The 19,060-nt window shown below is 52.8% G+C and carries 17 protein-coding genes and 1 pseudogene; 13 read left to right on the top strand and 5 right to left on the bottom strand.

What is annotated here, in order from left to right; genetic code table 11:
• Positions 1 to 41 precede the first annotated feature (41 nt).
• From speFL to NA624_RS06865, 4 genes are all read left to right on the top strand, one after another.
• On the top strand, positions 42 to 146 hold the full coding sequence (speFL, locus tag NA624_RS06880) for a leader peptide SpeFL (RefSeq protein ID WP_015632840.1): 105 nt from the start codon (positions 42 to 44) through the stop codon (positions 144 to 146).
• 380 nt (positions 147 to 526) lie between these two features.
• On the top strand, positions 527 to 2,725 hold the full coding sequence (gene speF, locus NA624_RS06875) for an ornithine decarboxylase SpeF (protein WP_001292402.1): 2,199 nt from the start codon (positions 527 to 529) through the stop codon (positions 2,723 to 2,725).
• Positions 2,722 to 4,041: a putrescine-ornithine antiporter gene (gene potE, locus NA624_RS06870; RefSeq protein WP_000042658.1), complete on the top strand. Its 1,320-nt coding sequence runs from the start codon at positions 2,722 to 2,724 to the stop codon at positions 4,039 to 4,041. Before speF ends, potE begins: the two co-directional genes overlap by 4 nt.
• A gap of 64 nt (positions 4,042 to 4,105) precedes the next feature.
• Entirely contained in the window at positions 4,106 to 4,591 is a 486-nt protein-coding gene (locus tag NA624_RS06865) for a pyridoxamine 5'-phosphate oxidase family protein (RefSeq protein WP_000070056.1), read from the top strand.
• Positions 4,592 to 4,705: 114 nt separating this feature from the next.
• Here the strand turns inward: NA624_RS06865 and pgm are convergent, their stop codons facing one another.
• Positions 4,706 to 6,346, bottom strand: a complete 1,641-nt coding sequence (gene pgm, locus NA624_RS06860; protein ID WP_000974372.1) for a phosphoglucomutase (alpha-D-glucose-1,6-bisphosphate-dependent) — start codon at positions 6,344 to 6,346, stop codon at positions 4,706 to 4,708.
• 24 nt (positions 6,347 to 6,370) lie between these two features.
• Positions 6,371 to 6,913 carry a replication initiation negative regulator SeqA gene (gene seqA / locus NA624_RS06855; protein WP_000848395.1) on the bottom strand — a complete coding sequence of 181 codons (543 nt, stop codon included), beginning with the start codon at positions 6,911 to 6,913 and terminating at the stop codon, positions 6,371 to 6,373.
• A 184-nt stretch (positions 6,914 to 7,097) separates the two neighbouring features.
• On the opposite strand from seqA, the gene ybfF reads away from it, so the two are divergent.
• The 9 genes and pseudogenes from ybfF to tcuC all read left to right on the top strand — a co-directional run bounded on the left by ybfF (position 7,098) and on the right by tcuC (position 14,733).
• Entirely contained in the window at positions 7,098 to 7,868 is a 771-nt protein-coding gene (ybfF, locus tag NA624_RS06850; protein ID WP_000773245.1) for an esterase, read from the top strand.
• A gap of 133 nt (positions 7,869 to 8,001) precedes the next feature.
• Positions 8,002 to 8,295, top strand: a complete 294-nt coding sequence (gene ybfE / locus NA624_RS06845) for a LexA regulated protein (protein WP_001040939.1) — start codon at positions 8,002 to 8,004, stop codon at positions 8,293 to 8,295.
• A gap of 150 nt (positions 8,296 to 8,445) precedes the next feature.
• On the top strand, positions 8,446 to 8,976 hold the full coding sequence (gene fldA, locus NA624_RS06840) for a flavodoxin FldA (protein ID WP_001018621.1): 531 nt from the start codon (positions 8,446 to 8,448) through the stop codon (positions 8,974 to 8,976).
• Between the two features lie 203 nt (positions 8,977 to 9,179).
• Positions 9,180 to 9,265 (top strand): annotated as a pseudogene (locus tag NA624_RS06835) (fur leader peptide).
• Positions 9,258 to 9,710, top strand: a complete 453-nt coding sequence (gene fur, locus NA624_RS06830) for a ferric iron uptake transcriptional regulator (RefSeq protein ID WP_000131699.1) — start codon at positions 9,258 to 9,260, stop codon at positions 9,708 to 9,710. The pseudogene NA624_RS06835 and the gene fur overlap by 8 nt, the downstream one beginning before the upstream one ends.
• A gap of 114 nt (positions 9,711 to 9,824) precedes the next feature.
• A complete protein-coding gene (gene tcuR / locus NA624_RS06825; RefSeq protein WP_000423376.1) occupies positions 9,825 to 10,751 on the top strand; it encodes a tricarballylate utilization LysR family transcriptional regulator TcuR in 927 nt (308 codons plus the stop codon).
• A gap of 97 nt (positions 10,752 to 10,848) precedes the next feature.
• On the top strand, positions 10,849 to 12,252 hold the full coding sequence (gene tcuA / locus NA624_RS06820) for an FAD-dependent tricarballylate dehydrogenase TcuA (RefSeq protein WP_000228705.1): 1,404 nt from the start codon (positions 10,849 to 10,851) through the stop codon (positions 12,250 to 12,252).
• Positions 12,239 to 13,378 (top strand): tricarballylate utilization protein TcuB, encoded by a 1,140-nt coding sequence (gene tcuB, locus NA624_RS06815; protein WP_000811137.1) that lies wholly within the window; start codon positions 12,239 to 12,241, stop codon positions 13,376 to 13,378. The genes tcuA and tcuB overlap by 14 nt, the downstream gene beginning before the upstream one ends.
• Before the next feature lie 50 nt (positions 13,379 to 13,428).
• A complete protein-coding gene (tcuC, locus tag NA624_RS06810; RefSeq protein ID WP_000057014.1) occupies positions 13,429 to 14,733 on the top strand; it encodes a tricarballylate/proton symporter TcuC in 1,305 nt (434 codons plus the stop codon).
• 48 nt (positions 14,734 to 14,781) lie between these two features.
• Here the strand turns inward: tcuC and chiQ are convergent, their stop codons facing one another.
• From chiQ to glnS, 3 genes are all read right to left on the bottom strand, one after another.
• Entirely contained in the window at positions 14,782 to 15,114 is a 333-nt protein-coding gene (gene chiQ / locus NA624_RS06805; protein WP_000722260.1) for a ChiQ/YbfN family lipoprotein, read from the bottom strand.
• Between the two features lie 49 nt (positions 15,115 to 15,163).
• Positions 15,164 to 16,570: a chitoporin ChiP gene (gene chiP / locus NA624_RS06800; protein WP_001258803.1), complete on the bottom strand. Its 1,407-nt coding sequence runs from the start codon at positions 16,568 to 16,570 to the stop codon at positions 15,164 to 15,166.
• A 660-nt stretch (positions 16,571 to 17,230) separates the two neighbouring features.
• Complete coding sequence (glnS, locus tag NA624_RS06795) at positions 17,231 to 18,898, bottom strand: glutamine--tRNA ligase (protein ID WP_001287186.1); 1,668 nt, start codon at positions 18,896 to 18,898, stop codon at positions 17,231 to 17,233.
• Between the last annotated feature and the right edge of the window lie 162 nt (positions 18,899 to 19,060).

Here is a 19,060-nt window from a genome sequence, read left to right as displayed (position 1 = left end):
AAATATCCATGCTTTCAATAAATCAATGAAAGGACCTCAAAATGGAAAATAATAATCGTTTTATGCCCCATATAAGGCGGACAACGCATATTATGATGTTTGCCCACCGTAATAGTTTCGATTTTCATTTCTTTAATGCCCGGTAGTTTTTCTGCTACGGGTACTTCAGCATACAGGTCTTTCCGACCCTTATGTCATTCAGGTCTATTGCCTAAATAACTCGAATTGTTAAAAGCGACAGCACGGTAATTCCTTTACACCAAGCCAGCTAACCATCTGGTTTGATAGAAGAAATTCCGACTCAGCGCAATTTTAGTTATCACGGTTTCTGCCTGTATATCGTAGTACTCAACTCCTTAAATCCTGAATTTCCTGCAACCGGACGGGTTGGGATTTATTACATCTAAAATAAAGCTAATTTACTGATTTTTTTATCAGCGGGATAGCTTTGATTTTTTCCGGAAGAATCAGTTTCTCATGCGAGAAATTGAGGGCCTGCTATTACCTGAAATAAAGAGATGAAAAAATGTCAGAATTAAAAATTGCCGTTAGCCGTCATTGCCCGGATTGTTTTTCTACACACCGTAATATTGTAAATGTTGATGAGAGTCGTTTCATCGACGTGGCTGCCATCGTGTTATCCATCGACGACATTGAACACGGAAAACTCGATGAAATCGACGCAACGGGTTACGGTATTCCCGTGTTTGTCGCGACTCATGACGAAGGGCGCGTACCGCCTGAGTATTTGCCGCGTATCTCTGGTGTATTCGAATATAATGAATCCCGTACTGCCTTCTATGGTCGCCAGTTGGAAACCGCAGCAAGCCACTACGAAACGCAGTTACGTCCGCCGTTTTTCCGCGCGCTGGTGGATTATGTCAACCAGGGCAACAGCGCATTTGACTGCCCGGGGCATCAGGGCGGCGAATTCTTCCGCCGTCATCCTGCCGGTAATCAGTTCGTGGAATACTTTGGCGAAACGCTCTTCCGCTCCGACCTATGCAACGCGGACGTGGCGATGGGCGATCTGCTGATTCACGAAGGCGCGCCTTGCATTGCGCAGCAACATGCGGCGAAAGTCTTTAACGCCGATAAGACCTACTTTGTGCTGAACGGGACCTCCTCCTCTAACAAAGTCGTACTCAACGCGCTGTTAACGCCGGGCGATCTGGTACTGTTTGACCGTAACAACCACAAATCTAACCACCACGGCGCATTATTGCAGGCGGGCGCAACGCCAGTTTATCTGGAAACCGCGCGTAACCCGTATGGTTTTATCGGCGGGATCGACGCTCACTGCTTCGAAGAAGATTACCTGCGCGAGCTGATTAGCGAAGTCGCGCCGCAGCGTGCCCGCGAAGCACGTCCATTCCGTCTGGCCGTCATCCAGTTAGGCACCTACGACGGTACCATTTATAACGCCCGTCAGGTCGTCGATAAAATTGGTCATCTGTGCGACTACATCCTGTTTGACTCCGCCTGGGTCGGCTATGAACAATTTATTCCGATGATGGCCGATTGTTCGCCGCTGCTGCTGGAACTGAACGAAAACGATCCGGGTATTCTGGTGACGCAGTCCGTTCACAAACAACAAGCCGGTTTCTCCCAGACCTCGCAGATCCATAAAAAAGATAGCCATATCAAAGGGCAATCGCGCTACGTTCCGCATAAGCGCATGAACAACGCCTTTATGATGCACGCCTCCACCAGCCCGTTCTATCCGCTGTTCGCCGCGCTGGACGTTAACGCCAAAATGCACGAAGGCGTCAGCGGTCGTAATATGTGGATGGATTGCGTGGTTAACGGCATCGATGCCCGTAAATTGATCCTCGAAAATTGTCATCACATCCGTCCGTTCGTACCGGAACTGATTGATGGTAAGCCGTGGCAGTCATACCCGACGTCAGAGATCGCCAGCGATCTGCGCTTCTTCCACTTCGTTCCGGGAGAACACTGGCATGCGTTTGAAGGCTATGCCGAACATCAGTACTTTGTCGACCCTTGCAAACTGCTGCTCACCACACCGGGCATTAATGCAGCGAGCGGCGAATATGAAGACTTTGGCGTTCCTGCCACGATCCTCGCCAACTTCCTGCGCGAGAACGGCGTTGTGCCGGAAAAATGCGACCTCAACTCCATTCTGTTCCTGCTGACGCCGGCAGAAGACATGGCGAAGTTACAACAGCTTGTCGCCCTGCTGGCTCGTTTCGAAAAACTGCTGGAAGCTGATGCGCCGTTAGCGGAAGTATTACCGTCCATCTACAAACAGCATGAAGCGCGTTATGCCGGCTATACCCTGCGTCAGCTTTGCCAGGAGATGCACGATCTCTATGCGCGGCACAACGTGAAACAGCTGCAAAAAGAGATGTTCCGTAAATCGCATTTCCCGAAAGTCAGTATGAATCCGCAAGAGGCCAACTATGCCTATCTGCGCGGCGAGGTCGAACTGGTTCGCCTGCCGGAAGCGGAAGGTCGTATCGCGGCTGAAGGCGCTCTGCCTTACCCGCCGGGAGTGCTGTGTGTAGTTCCGGGTGAAATCTGGGGCGGTTCTGTCCTGCGTTACTTCAGCGCCCTGGAAGAAGGGATCAACCTGCTGCCGGGCTTTGCGCCTGAACTGCAGGGCGTTTATATCGAAGAACACGACGGCCGTAAGCAGGTCTGGTGCTACGTCATTAAACCTCGTGACGCGCAGCGCTCCCTGCTGAAGGAGGAAAAATTATGAGTAAACCTAAATCCAATAAAATGGGTGTCGTGCAGCTCACAATTCTGACTATGGTCAACATGATGGGCTCCGGGATCATCATGCTACCGACCAAACTGTCTGAAGTCGGCACGATATCCATTATCTCCTGGCTGGTCACCGCCGTCGGCTCGATGGCGCTGGCCTGGGCGTTTGCGAAATGCGGTATGTTTAGCCGTAAATCCGGCGGCATGGGCGGTTACGCCGAATATGCCTTCGGTAAATCCGGCAACTTTATGGCGAACTATACCTACGGCGTCTCGCTGCTGATCGCCAACGTGGCTATCGCCATTTCCGCTGTCGGCTATGGCACCGAGCTGTTCGGCGCCGCGCTGACGCCGCTCCAGATCGGTCTGGCGACTATCGCCGTATTGTGGGTTTGTACCATCGCAAACTTTGGCGGCGCGCGTATTACCGGACAGATCAGTAGCGTTACCGTTTGGGGCGTCATCATTCCGGTTGTCGGCCTGTGCATTATTGGCTGGTTCTGGTTTAGCCCCAGCATGTACGTAGCGTCATGGAACCCGCACCATGTTCCGTTCTTTAGCGCGGTCGGTTCTTCCATCGCCATGACGTTGTGGGCATTTCTTGGACTGGAATCCGCCTGCGCCAACGCAGACGTGGTCGAGAATCCGGAAAAGAACGTCCCCATTGCGGTACTGGGCGGTACGCTGGGCGCGGCGGTCATCTATATCGTTTCGACTAACGTGATTGCCGGGATTGTGCCGAACATGGATCTGGCGAACTCCACGGCGCCGTTTGGTCTGGCGTTTGCACAGATGTTCACGCCTGCGGTAGGTAAAGTGATCATGGCGCTGATGGTAATGTCCTGCTGCGGCTCACTGCTGGGCTGGCAGTTCACTATCGCCCAGGTCTTTAAATCCTCCGCTGACGAAGGCTATTTCCCGAAAGTCTTCTCTCGTGTAACGAAAGTCGACGCACCGGTACAGGGGATGCTGATTATTGTGATTATTCAGACTGGCCTGTCGCTGATGACCATTAGCCCGTCGCTGAATAGTCAGTTTAACGTCCTGGTTAACCTGGCGGTGGTGACGAACATTATTCCGTATATTCTGTCGATGGCCGCGTTGGTTATCATTCAGAAAATGGCGAATGTGCCGTCATCAAAAGCGAAAGTCGCTAACTTCGTGGCCTTCGTTGGTGCCATGTATAGCTTCTACGCGCTATATTCCTCCGGTGAAGAAGCCATGCTGTACGGCTCAATTGTGACCTTCCTCGGCTGGACGTTATACGGCCTGGTCTCACCGCGTTTTGAATTGAAAAATAAACACGGCTGATGGCGCGCCCGGGCTGCGGTAACGGTAGTCCGGGCATTTTCACTCTTTGAATAAGATAATAGAAATGAGTAATCCAGAACGGGAAGTCACTGATATAGCAGAAATACTGGCTATTCTCAGTAAACACGAAGTGTGTCGGATAGGGTTTAACGACAATCTCTGCCCGTATGTTGTCCCCGTAAATTTTGGCTACGAGTATCAGAACGGACGCTGGATATTTTATTTTCACGGCGCACGCACCGGGAAAAAGATGCGTCTGTTACGTAAGAACCCGGCAGTATGCATTGAAATGGACGGCGACCATGCATTACTACGTGCCGATGATCCCTGTGATTATAGCTACGCCTACACCAGCGTTTTCGCCACCGGACTGGCATCGATATTGCAAACACGCGAGGAGATGCGCTACGGCCTGGACGTCATTATGCGCCAGACCGATCCGGGAAAAACCTTCAGTTATCGGGAAGATATGATGAAAGCGGTTTGCGTGGTGCGTATCGAATGCGACGCCCTCACCTGCCGCCGACATCTGGCGACTCAGAGCGAATAAGTCAGATATCACAAGCGCCTTATCCGGCCTGGAGGCGGTTTACAGGCCTGATAAGCACAGCGCCGTTAATATAAAAAAGGAGCCGTAAGGCTCCTTTTTCTTCCATATCGCCCATCAGGCGTTTTTCAATACTTCGCTAACGATTTCAACGGCTTCTTTCTCAATCTGCTTGCGATGTTCTTCCCCCAGGAAGCTTTCGCAATAGATCTTGTAAGCGTCTTCCGTACCGGATGGACGCGCGGCGAACCAGCCGTTATCGGTCATTACCTTCAGGCCGCCAATCGATGCGCCATTACCCGGCGCTGCGGTAAGACGCGCGGTGATCGGGTCGCCTGCCAGCGTGCTGGCGCTCACCATTTCCGGAGACAGTTTAGACAATGCCGCTTTCTGGGCCGAGGTCGCTGCCGCCTGCAGACGGTTATAGCTCGGCGCGCCAAAACGCGCTGCCAGTTCATTGTAATGCTCTTGCGGGTTTTTCCCGGTAACGGCGGTGATTTCTGCCGCCAGCAGGCACATGATGATACCGTCTTTATCAGTAGACCACGGCGTACCGTCGAAACGCAGGAACGAAGCGCCCGCGCTCTCTTCCCCGCCGAAACCAAAGCTGCCGTCGAACAAACCGTCAACAAACCATTTGAAGCCAACCGGCACTTCTACCAGCTTGCGTCCCAAATCATTCACCACGCGGTCAATCATCGCGGAAGAGACCAGCGTTTTACCGACAGCCACGTCTTTGCCCCACAGCGGACGATGCTGGAACAGATAGTTAATGGCGACCGCCAGATAATGGTTCGGGTTCATCAGCCCTGCAGGCGTCACAATGCCATGACGGTCGTAGTCCGGGTCGTTGGCGAAGGCCAGGTCAAACTTGTCACGCAGCGCCAGCAAACCCGCCATCGCGCATTCGGAGGAGCAATCCATGCGGATCGCGCCGTCTTTATCCAGATGCATAAAGCGGAAGGTTTGATCAACCTGATCGTTGACTAACGTCAGGTTAAGCTTGTAATGCTCTGCGATACGTTTCCAGTATTCAATACCGGAGCCGCCCAGCGGATCAACGCCCAGCGTCAGACCGGCTTTCTGAATCGCCGCCATATCAACGATATCCGCCAGCCCTTCGACAAACGGCTGTACCAGATCTACCGCTTTAACGTGGCCCGAGGCCATTGCCGCATCCAGAGAGATGCGCTTAACGCCTTGCAGGCCATCCGCCAGCAGCGCATTGGCGCGATCTTCTACCACTTTAGTGACGTTGGTGTCCGCCGGGCCGCCATTGGGCGGATTATATTTAATACCGCCATCTTCCGGCGGGTTGTGCGACGGCGTAATGACAATACCATCAGCCAGCGGGCCGCCTTTTTTGTTATGGACCAGGATAGCATTTGACACGGCAGGCGTTGGCGTGAAGCCATTATTTTCCTGCACGATAACGTCTACGCCGTTTGCCGCCAGCACTTCCAGCACGGAAATGAAGGCCGGTTCCGAGAGCGCATGGGTGTCTTTCCCCACATAGCAGGGGCCGGTAATGCCATTCTTCGCCCGCTCTTCAGCAATCGCCTGGGCGATCGCCAGAATATGCGGTTCGTTGAAACTGTGACGACCTGCGCTACCGCGATGGCCGGAAGTGCCAAATTTCACGGCATGTTCTGCATTCCCTGCCTCCGGTTTCAGTACATAATACTGCGCCGTCAGTTGGGCGACGTTAATCAAATCACTCTGTTGCGCGGGTTGTCCTGCGCGGTTGTGGATTGCCATTGCCTGGTCCTTCTAATGCAAGGATTAAATTGTTCCGCAAACCTTTTCAATCAATTCCGCCGGGAATTGCATTGACTGCATGATGTGTTCGATCATGCTGCATTTACGGCCGGTGTTGGTGTTGGTGATCACCCAGTACGGCGTGCCGGGAACGTGCTTAGGTTTAGTTTGATTCCCATTTTTCAGCAGCGTTTGTTCATCCGCCGCAAAATAGACGCGCGTGCGGCCATGCAACGACTCCGTCGCCTCCGCAAACGCGTGGTGATCCAGTGAATAGAGTGTAGTCAGAATCAGCATAAAGCGGTTGACCGCTTTTTTCTGCTCGGCATATTCGTCAGACAACAGCAGCTCACGCATCGCGCGAACTTTGTCTTTTACCGGGTTGACCGGTTTCGCTTCGGCAACGGGTTGCGCCGCAGGCGTCCCCTTCACCGCTGAAGCCGTTGGCTGTGTCGTGGCGGAAAACTTCAACATACGCCGTAAAATGTCGGATGCGCTCTCGCCGATATGCTTGGTGTGGCTGGCAATATAGCTATAGAGTTCATCATCAACTTCAATCGTTTTCATCTTAATCCAGTGCGATGTCTTTGCTGAATACAAGTCATTGGGATTATAGGAACAAATCCCAACAGCGGATAGCGTTAAGCCCGGCTGACAAAAAAACTCGGAGTAAACCTTAGAGGTTGCAGCCCAGTGGCAGAATGGTCAACATAATACCCTAACCCGACAGAGCGAAAAAAAGAACTTTGCCATGAAATTAAACATCCGAGCGCAATCTGCACAAAACCTGCACAATAATTCCCCCATCGTTCTCGTTCATGGTCTGTTTGGCAGCCTGGACAACCTCGGCGTACTGGCGCGCGATCTGGTGACCGATCACGACATTATTCAGGTCGATATGCGCAATCATGGTTTATCGCCGCGCGATCCGGTCATGGATTATCCGGCAATGGCCCAGGATCTTCTGGATACGCTTGACGCGCAGCAGATTGAAAAAGCGACGTTTATTGGTCATTCCATGGGCGGAAAAGCGGTAATGGCGCTGACGGCGCTGGCGCCCGATCGCATCGATCGTCTGGTCGCGATTGATATCGCCCCCGTGGATTATCACGTTCGCCGCCACGATCGCATTTTCGCGGCCATTAACGCCGTCAGCGAATCCGATGCGACATCCCGCCAACAGGCGGCAGGGATTATGCGCCAGCACCTCAACGAAGAAGGCGTGATCCAGTTTCTGTTAAAATCCTGGGCTGAAGGCGAATGGCGTTTTAATGTTCCGGTATTATGGGAGCAGTATCCGCATATCGTCGGCTGGGAAACCATTCCGCCCTGGGAACATCCGGCGCTGTTTATTCCAGGCGGTAACTCGCCCTACGTGACCGAAGCGTACCGCGACGCGCTGCTGGCGCAATTCCCTTTGGCGCGCGCACATGTGATCGCCGGCGCGGGCCACTGGGTACATGCCGAAAAACCAGAGGCGGTTCTGCGCGCCATCCGCCGTTATCTGCACGATAAACGCTAACTGATTAAAAACTCATCGCCTGTGCGCGATTACGCGCGCGGGCGTTGGCGTCGCTTCCTCGCTGATGTATGATGGCGCGCTATCCATCCGGGCATAAGCCTGGCTGATTGTTTCCCCCGAAGTCACCAAAATCATGGCCAAAGAACAAACGGACCGTACGACATTAGATCTGTTCGCGCACGAGCGTCGCCCGGGACGACCTAAAACGAATCCGCTTTCGCGCGATGAACAGTTACGCATCAACAAGCGCAACCAGTTAAAACGCGACAAAGTTCGTGGCCTCAAGCGTGTCGAATTAAAACTCAACGCACAAGCGGTTGACGCGCTGAATGAGCTGGCCGAAGCGCGCAACATTAGCCGCAGCGAGCTCATTGAAGAAATATTAATGAAGCAGCTTATGGCGCTGCGCGGCCAGGGTTTAGTCTGAAAATAAGTTTTGTTTCATATTTCGTGTAGCAGAGCGTGCAGTCCCGCGTGATTGCTGTTTCCGCATATCTGCCTGTTCTGCTATGATTGCCCTTATCCGTGGGCAATTCGCCACCACCATTTCAATAAGTTTCAAGAGGTTATTTTACTCATGGCAATCACTGGCATCTTTTTCGGCAGCGACACCGGTAATACCGAAAATATCGCAAAAATGATTCAAAAACAGCTTGGTAAAGACGTTGCCGATGTGCATGACATTGCAAAAAGCAGTAAAGAAGACCTGGAAGGGTACGACATTCTGCTGCTGGGCATCCCAACCTGGTACTATGGCGAAGCGCAATGTGACTGGGATGACTTCTTCCCGACTCTCGAAGAGATTGACTTTAACGGTAAGCTGGTGGCGCTGTTTGGCTGTGGCGATCAGGAAGACTACGCGGAATACTTCTGTGATGCGCTGGGCACGATTCGCGACATTATTGAGCCGCGCGGCGCCACGATTGTGGGTCACTGGCCAACTGCAGGCTATCATTTTGAAGCCTCTAAAGGTCTGGCTGACGACGATCATTTTGTCGGCCTGGCGATTGACGAAGACCGTCAGCCTGAACTGACCGCCGAGCGTGTTGAAAAATGGGTTAAGCAAGTTTCAGCTGAATTGCACCTCGACGACATCCTCAACGCCTAATCTTATGCGGCGCAGCGTTATATCTGCGCCGCATCAATAGACAAGACCAATCAAAATAATTGCTACAAATTTGTAACTTTCGCACCCATCCCTGTACAATGTCCGGGTGTAATCAGGTGGCGCCAGAATTTGCAGGCAAAACCACAGTTTTATTAACATCTGCGAGAGACTTGCGGTTTTCATTTCGGCATGGCAGTCCTATAATGATACGCATTATCTTGAGTGCAATTTCTGTCACTTCTCTAATGAAGTGAATCGTTTAGCAACAGGACAGATTCCGCATGACTGACAACAATACCGCATTAAAGAAGGCTGGCCTGAAAGTAACGCTTCCTCGTTTAAAAATTCTGGAAGTTCTTCAGGAACCAGATAACCATCACGTCAGTGCGGAAGATTTATACAAACGCCTGATCGACATGGGTGAAGAAATCGGTCTGGCAACCGTATACCGTGTGCTGAACCAGTTTGACGATGCCGGTATCGTGACCCGCCATAATTTTGAAGGCGGTAAATCCGTTTTTGAACTGACGCAACAGCATCATCACGACCATCTTATCTGCCTTGACTGCGGAAAAGTGATTGAATTTAGTGATGACTCTATTGAAGCGCGCCAGCGTGAAATTGCGGCGAAACACGGTATTCGTTTAACTAATCACAGCCTCTATCTTTACGGCCACTGCGCTGAAGGCGACTGCCGCGAAGACGAGCACGCGCACGATGACGCGACTAAATAAGTGTAAATCTTTCGAAGAGCCAACCGCCCGGTTGGCTTTTTTATATCCTCCTCTTTCCTGCCGCTTGATGTTGATTTAATGTAAAAAACGCTATCGCATCTCAGGAGAGCAGGAATGGAGCTTCGCCAGTTACGCTATTTCGTGCGTATTATTGAAACCGGCAGTATGGGTAGCGCCGCACAGGATCTTGATATTGGCGTTTCAGCATTAAGTCAACAGATGTCCCGTCTGGAAAACGAGCTTGCTATCCGTCTGCTGCAGCGCACCTCGCGCGGCGTAACGCCAACCAACGCCGGGCTGGCCTTTTATTCGCAGGCGCAACTCGCCCTGCGTCATGCCGACGATGCGATTCTCGCCGCCAGAGAAGCGCGCCTTTCCGGTCATGTGAGCGTAGGAATGGCCCCCAGTACCGCCTCCATACTGGGTATACCGTTTATCCATGCCATGCAGGAAAACTATGCCGATGTCCGACTGCATGTGGTGGAAAGCTTGTCCGGTAATCTGGAAAGAATGATCAATACCCGCCAGATTGATTTAGCCGTTGTCTTTCAAAAAGATAAAATCCTGCGCTGGAGCGCCAGACCGATCCTTGAAGAACAGCTTTTTCTGATTGGCTCCCATGCCCTGCTGGCGGCGCTTCCTGATAACCCGATCACACCTGAACAACTGACAGGCATTCCGCTCATTATGCCAAGCCAGGGACACGGGCTGCGCGGCAGGCTGGACGCTGTCTGCCAGGAACATGCGCTTAACGTTGAAATCGTCGCGGAAATTGACGGCCTGGCGTTGTTGATGCGCGCCGTGCGCGACGGTCTTGGCGCCACGTTGCAGCCCGGCGCGGCGATTTCTCATCTGGATAACGACGCGCTACGCGTGATCGGCGTCCATAATCCGGTACTCAGCCGCCCCAATTTTTTAGTCAGCCTGTCGGATGATGAACTGACGCCCGCCGGCCTTGCAGCCAGAGTAGTCCTTACCAAAGTTATGCGTCAGTTAGTCGACGCCGGTGAATGGCCAGGCGCAACCCTTTACGCTTACTAAACCCCTGTTTAGCGCTACCTGATAGCGCGCCGCTTATTTATCCGTATACATTTCAATTACAAATTTAACAAATAGTTAAATGGTACGGGAGTATAAGATGGTTGATGTACTGGTGATAGGCGGAGGCAATGCCGCATTATGCGCCGCCCTGACCGCACGGGAAGCGGGCGCATCGGTTCTGCTGCTGGAGGCTGCCCCGCGGGAATGGCGCGGCGGAAATTCTCAGCACACACGAAACCTGCGCTGTATGCATGATGCGCCGCAGGATGTGCTGGTAGAAAGCTATCCTGAAGAGGAATTCTGGCAGGATCTGTGGCGAGTCACCGACGGCAACACCAACGAGGCGCTGGCGCGGCTGGTCATTCGCACCTCTTCGCAATGCCGCGACTGGATGCGCAAACATGGCGTTAACTTTCAACCGCCGCTATCTGGGGCGCTCCACGTTGCGCGCACCAATGCGTTTTTTATGGGCGGCGGGAAAGCGCTCGTCAATGCCTATTACCGTAGCGCCGAACGGCTGGGCGTACAGATTCGCTATAACACGCCGGTTCACGCGCTTGAACTTCATGACGGCGAATTCGTGGCAGCGCTGGCGGGTAGCGAACGTATTACCGCCAAAGCCTGCGTATTAGCGGCTGGCGGTTTCGAATCAAATCGTGAATGGCTGCGGGAAGCCTGGGGAGAAAACGCCCGCGGCGAATGGCCCGCAGATAATTTCCTGATTCGCGGCACGCGTTTTAACCAGGGCGTATTACTCAAATTTATGATGGATGCCGGCGCGGATATCATTGGCGATCCGTCCCAGTCGCACTGCGTAGCGATTGATGCCAGGGCGCCGCTGTACGACGGCGGTATTTGTACTCGCGTGGATTGCGTATCGCTGGGTATTGTCGTGAATCGCGACGCCGAACGTTTTTATGATGAAGGCGAAGATTTCTGGCCGAAGCGTTACGCCATTTGGGGGCGGCTGGTGGCTCAACAGCCAGGACAAATTGGCTATTCGATTATTGACAGCAAAGCCATCGGCCACTTTATGCCGCCGGTTTTTCCTGGCGCGCAGGCCAATACGCTGGCAGAACTGGCCTGCCAGTTGGGGCTGGACGCGGAAAAATTTACCCATACCGTCACGCAGTATAACCAGGCCTGCCAACCCGGTCATTTTGATCATACCTTGCTTGATGACTGCGCCACCAAAAACCTGACGCCGGCGAAAACCCACTGGGCGCGCCCGCTTGATGCGCCGCCCTACTACGGTTATGCGCTGCGACCCGGCATCACGTTTACCTACCTGGGCCTGAAAGTTAACGAACGTGCCGCGGTGCATTTTGCCGGTCATCCAAGCCGCAACCTGTTTGTTGCCGGCGAGATGATGGCAGGAAATGTTCTGGGCAAGGGGTATACCGCAGGCGTAGGCATGTCTATCGGCACAACCTTTGGCCGCATTGCGGGAATAGAAGCCGCCCGCGCGGCGCACAAGGAGGCGCAGCATGAAACAGCTTGAAAAATTAATCATTGAGGCCACCGTGCTTACCGAACCGGAAGCCGAGGTCGAACGCGTCATGCAAGTGTGTAACGCATGTCGCTACTGCGAAGGTTTTTGCGCGGTATTTCCGGCGATGACCCAGCGGCTCGAATTCGGTAAAGCCGATATTCATTATCTGGCGAATTTATGTCATAACTGCGGTGCCTGCCTGCACGCGTGCCAGTACGCGCCACCCCATGAATTTGCCATTAACGTGCCGAAAGCGATGGCGCAAGCCCGCCTGGAGACGTATCAACAGTATGCCCAGCCCGCCGCTTTTGGCGCGTTATACCGCCGGGCGGGGATCACCGTCGCGCTGGCGCTGATAGTCGGTCTGACGCTCTTTTTATTACTGGCGATGGCGCTGAAAGGGTCGCTGATTCATCCACCGCTGGCCGGTGACTTCTATCAAATTTTTCCGCATAGCCTGCTGGCATGGATGTTTGGCTCAGTTTTTGTGCTGGCAATCGGTTTGCTTATGGCGGGCGTAATCCGCTTCTGGCGTGAGATCTCGCCGGGCGTACCGCGTTCGGCGGAGATTGCGGAAGCGTCGCACAATGCGTTAACGCTGAAATATCTCGACGGCGGTCACGGCAAAGGCTGTAACGAAGCGGACGATGCGTTCACGCTGCTGCGCCGTCGCTTTCATCACTTTACCTTCTACGGTTTTATGCTCTGTTTTGCCGCCACGGTAGTGGCGACAGGCTATCACTACGTCGCCGGTTGGGAAGCGCCCTACCCGTTCTTTAGCCTGCCGGTCATGCTCGGCACGCTGGGCGGTATCGGTCTGCTTATCGGCCCGGCCGGGCTACTGTGGCTCAATCTGCGGCGGTCGCCGTTACATGGCGATGCGCGCCAGAAACCCATGGATCGCAGCTTTATTCTGCTGCTGTTCTTAACCAGTCTTACCGGGCTGGCGCTGCTGGCAGGCAGAGACACCAGCGGAATGGGCATACTGCTGGCGCTCCATTTAGGCGTGGTGATGGCGCTCTTTCTCACCCTTCCCTACGGAAAATTCGCCCACGGATTTTTCCGCTGCGCGGCCTTACTCAAATGGGCAGTTGAGAAGCGACGCGGAAAACATGCGGGGGATACAGGCAACTGACCCGCAACATCTTACCCATAAAACAATAAAGACAGTGGAGAGCAAACCCTATGGCACAACACACACCTGCAACATCGCGCGCCGGCACGTTCGGCGCAATACTGCGCGTGACAAGCGGCAATTTTCTTGAACAGTTTGATTTTTTCTTGTTCGGATTTTACGCCACCTATATCGCCAGAACGTTTTTTCCGGCGGAAAGCGAGTTTGCCTCATTAATGTTGACCTTTGCCGTCTTTGGCTCCGGTTTTTTAATGCGCCCCGTCGGCGCGATTGTGCTTGGCGCCTATATTGACAGAATCGGACGCCGTAAAGGGCTGATGGTGACACTGGCGATTATGGGCTGCGGTACGTTGCTCATCGCCCTCGTCCCCGGCTACCAAACGATCGGCCTGGCAGCGCCTGCGTTGGTGCTGTTGGGCCGGTTATTACAAGGATTTTCTGCGGGCGTTGAGTTAGGCGGCGTCTCGGTCTATCTGTCCGAAATCGCAACGCCAGGCAATAAAGGGTTTTATACCAGCTGGCAATCTGCCAGTCAGCAGGTCGCGATCGTTGTCGCCGCGTTGATTGGTTATAGCCTGAATATCACGCTGGGACACGACGCGATATCGGAGTGGGGCTGGCGAATTCCGTTCTTTATCGGCTGTATGATCATTCCGCTGATTTTTGTTTTACGTCGTTCATTACAAGAAACAGAAGCGTTTTTACAACGCAAGCATCGCCCCGACACCAGGGAAATTTTTGCAACTATCGCCAAAAACTGGCGCATTATTACAGCCGGAACGCTGCTGGTGGCGATGACCACCACAACGTTTTATTTTATCACCGTTTATACGCCGACCTATGGCAGAACCGTGCTTAATCTCAGCGCGCGGGACAGTTTGATCGTCACCATGTTAGTGGGGGTGTCCAATTTTATCTGGTTACCCATTGGCGGCGCGATTTCCGACCGGATTGGCCGTCGCGCCGTGTTAATGGGCATTACGTTGCTGGCGCTGATCACCACCTGGCCCGTCATGCAGTGGCTGACCGCCGCGCCCGACTTTACCCGCATGACGCTGGTACTGCTGTGGTTCTCTTTCTTTTTTGGCATGTATAACGGCGCAATGGTCGCGGCGTTAACCGAAGTGATGCCAGTCTATGTGCGTACCGTTGGTTTCTCGCTGGCCTTTAGCCTGGCGACGGCGATTTTTGGCGGCCTGACGCCGGCCATCTCTACCGCGCTGGTAAAGTTAACCGGCGATAAAAGCTCGCCCGGCTGGTGGCTGATGTGCGCGGCGTTATGTGGACTTGCCGCGACGGCGATGCTGTTTGTACGTCTGAGTCGCGGCTATATCGCGGCAGAAAATAAAGCCTGAAAAAACCACGGGCGGAAAACATTCGCCCGTGGGTGGCAAGGCAGGGTTTTATTGCACGTTATTATGACTGCGAATTTCCTGCCAGACTTTATCGCAGTCAGCCTTGACCGCCTGATCGTTACCCGTGCGCGTCGCCTGAATGCACTGCTGATAGTCCAGTACCCGCACGCTTTCTTCGTTAGCAAATTGCTGATGTTTGCGCTCTTTTTTAAGGACATTCAGTACGCTTTGGCAGGCCTCTATCTTCTCAGGCGAGCCCTGTGCGGTATTGATACAGGCGCTGTACGCCTCTTTCAGCCGACTATCTTCTTCCGGCGCGGGTGATGACGCACAGGCCGTCAAACCGGCGGTCATGCTGGCGATGAGTAAAATTTTTTTCATAGGTCGTTCCTCAACAGCGCGGCAGACCGGCAGCCTGCCGCATCTGACATCAGAAAATAGTGAATGGCGCAATAACAATAAATTTCACGTCACGCTCATCCTGGAAGATGTTGCCGTAACCACCGCCCCAGCTTGGAATATTGGAGTGGTTGTCATATTCGGTGAAGTGCAGCTTGAACATGGTGCCTTTGGCACGCCCCTCCTGCAGGGTATAAACCGCATCCAGACTGTATGAGGACTCTTCGATAGTGCGGTTTTTGTCGTAGTAAGCATCCGGGTTACTTTGCCAGGTTGCCGGTTTGGCATCCCAGGCGTAAACGTAAGACGCGCCCACAGCCCAGCCCGGCAGATTCCAGTTTTTCAGGTCATACATCGCGCCGAAGAAAACCGCCTTTTCACCGTTAGCGTTAAAGTCGGAGCGGTTATCCCACCAAATATCCAGACGACCGTTTGAAGAGGCGTAGGTTGGCGTCATACGTTGCAGAAAATAGCCCTGCTGACCGTCCGCTTTCACCCAGGTGCCTTCCAGACGCAGGTCAACCACTTCCGCAACTTTGTAGCCGAAGGTCAACGCCTGCAGCCAGGCCGTACCGTCGTAAATATCATTCACGCTGCGATCGTCTACTTTGTCGCGCGCGCCGTAGAACTGGTAACTGGTGGTGAACGGATTGCCGCCTAAATCAAATTTATAGCTGGCCTTCGCGAAATATTGATCGACATAGCCTTCGGACTGACCAAACGCCGCTTCCAGCACCAGATCATTTTTGAAGTCGTACTTCGCGCCGATGGAGTGGAGATAATCCACATTGGTTTTTTTATCCGCCTGATAAAACTTATCCATTTCGGTATGCCACGGCGCTTTATATTCGTTAGTCCACATGTAGGAAAAACTTAACGCGCCCGCATCGCCATAGTCAAAACTGGCGCCGGCTTCCGCACCCTGATAGGTACCCGGCATAAAACTCCAGTGCGGCGCTAACAGCGTCTGACCGGTAGGCTGAATATAACCGGCACGCGCCCAGACCGGGCCATATTTAAATTTCGCGGCGGCTTTATAAAGACTGATACCGCTCTTATCGCCGGAATAGTCTTCGTCGTAGCCTTTATTCTTTTTCGAGAAGGCAATTTCGTTTGGATGACCGCTGTCGCCGTTTTCTGCCATTTCAATCGCGGTAAACGCCGCGATATCCAGACCGAACATATCCGCAGCGTAACCAGACTGAAAATCCAGGTTAGCGTTCCAGGTCGCATGAGAAAGGTTAGTTTTATATTTGTCGCCGTCGGTCACATCTTTGCGATCGCGTTCACGCTGCCAATAATAGATGCCGCCCGTTAACGTGGAGTCGTCGAAAAAGCCGGAGGCTTGCGCCTGCGGAACAACGATCCACCCCGACATTGCTGTGATACCGGCGATAGCCAGAGCCAGCGTACTACGTTTGCCACTAAACGTACGCATAAGTTAATCCTCTTTGACGTATAAATTGCTGCCGACAAAAGCGAACAGCGAAAAAATAAAAATAAAAAGTAGCGCTGAGAAACCTCATTTACTACGTTAAATAGACTATTTTTCGCGATGCGAATTATCAATCTCTTTCTGTAACCAGTATGTAATAATATGAGCAACCGCACATATTTAATTGCTTTCTGTTACATTCAACTGCTGGTGGGGGAAGCAGACCGCCAGAAAGAAAATTGACTTGTTTTCCATAGGCATGAAAATAATTGTCTCCTGTTGACCTGACGCTTATAACATTTAGATTAATAATCATTTATCAGATCAATAATTTTCAGAGAATAATTAATTCGCCTCGCAAAAAAGAGGATCGACTTAGAGCCTATCCCACCAGGCGTTATTGGCGCAGCCAGTTTGGACACGGACAGCGCGCAAAAACCGGAGCGTACACGTAGTACGTGAGGTTTGACTCGCTACGCTCGCCCTTCGGGCCGCCGCTAGCGGCGTTCAAAACGCTAACGCGTTTTGGCGAGCACTGCCCAGGTCCAAAATGGCAAGTAAAATAGCCCTAATGGGATAGGCTCTTGGAAATGCAGAGAAAAAACGCCGCAGAACGCGGCGTTGACAAGGTATTTTTACAGCATTCGCCTGTTGGCGCAGTGCTTATTCGCCCGCTTTCGCCCAGGTATCACGCAGGCCCACAGTGCGGTTAAAGACCAGCTTATCGGCCGTTGCATAGCGGCTGTCGAGGCAGAAGTAGCCTTCACGTTCAAACTGGAAAGCTTTCCCTGCTACCGCCGCTTTCAGTGACGGCTCGCCATAACCCTGCTTAATCACTAATGATTCGGGGTTGATAACGGACAGGAAGTCCTCCGCGGCGCCTGGATTCGGCACGCTGAACAGACGGTCGTAGAGACGAATTTCAATCGGCAGCGCATGTGCTGCGCTAACCCAGTGGATTACGCCTTTCACTTTACGCCCGTCAGCCGGATCTTTACTCAGCGTATCGGCATCATAGGTACAGAAGATGGTGGTGATATTCCCTTCGGCATCCTTCTCTACGCGCTCCGCTTTAATGACGTAGGCATTACGCAGACGCACTTCTTTGCCCATCACCAGACGCTTGTACTGCTTGTTCGCTTCTTCGCGGAAATCTGCGCGATCGATCCAGATCTCACCGCTAAACGGCACTTCACGGCTGCCCATCTCCGGTTTATTCGGATGGTTAGGCATGGTAACCATTTCGCTCTCACCCTGCGGGTAGTTTTCGATAACCAGTTTTACCGGATCGATTACCGCCATTGCGCGCGGCGCGTTTTCGTTCAGATCTTCGCGAATGCAGGATTCCAGCGACGCCATCTCAATGGTGTTGTCCTGCTTGGTGACGCCGATGCGTTTGCAGAACTCACGAATAGAAGCCGCGGTATAGCCGCGACGGCGCAGACCGGAAATAGTCGGCATACGCGGATCGTCCCAACCTTCGACGTGTTTGTCGGTCACCAGCAGGTTCAGCTTACGCTTGGACATCACGGTGTATTCCAGATTCAGCCGCGAGAATTCGTACTGGCGCGGGTGAACCGGAATGGTGATGTTGTCCAGTACCCAGTCGTACAGACGACGGTTGTCCTGGAACTCCAGCGTACACAGAGAATGAGTAATACCTTCCAGCGCATCGCTGATGCAGTGAGTAAAGTCGTACATCGGGTAGATGCACCACTTCGTGCCGGTCTGATGATGCTCGGCGAATTTAATGCGATACAGCACCGGATCGCGCATCACGATAAACGGCGACGCCATGTCGATTTTAGCGCGCAGACAGGCTTTACCCTCTTCAAAACCGCCGGTACGCATTTTTTCAAATAGCGCGAGGTTTTCTTCCACGCTGCGATCGCGGAACGGGCTGTTTTTACCCGGCGCGGTCAGCGTACCGCGGTATTCGCGGATCTGCTCCGGCGTCAGCTCATCAACGTAGGCCAGGCCTTTATTGATCAGCTCGACCGCATAGGCGTGCAGTTGGTCAAAGTAATCGGAGGAGTAGCGAATATCGCCAGACCAGTGAAAGCCTAACCACTCGACGTCGTTTTTGATCGAATCAACGTACTCGATATCTTCTTTTACCGGGTTGGTGTCATCGAAACGCAGGTTGCACTGGCCCTGATAATCTTGCGCGATGCCAAAGTTCAGGCAGATAGATTTCGCGTGGCCGATGTGCAGATAGCCATTCGGCTCCGGCGGAAAACGGGTATGGACAGTGGTATGTTTACCACTCGCCAGATCTTCATCAATAATCTGACGAATAAAGTTAGTCGGGCGGGCTTCAGCCTCACTCATCGTGGATTCCTCAAAGCGTAAACAACGTATAACGGCATATGATCTTATAAGCCGGACAGACTGACAACCTTTAGTTACTTAAAAAGTGGCTTTGCAGAAAATATTGGGGCTAATTGCGGTAAAAAAAAGCGGCGAAGGTTCCCCTCTGCCGCTTATGTTTTC

The organism is Salmonella sp. NW38, from assembly GCF_051807745.1.
Lineage (GTDB): Bacteria > Pseudomonadota > Gammaproteobacteria > Enterobacterales > Enterobacteriaceae > Salmonella > Salmonella enterica.
This window is presented reverse-complemented; position numbering and strand designations above follow the sequence as displayed.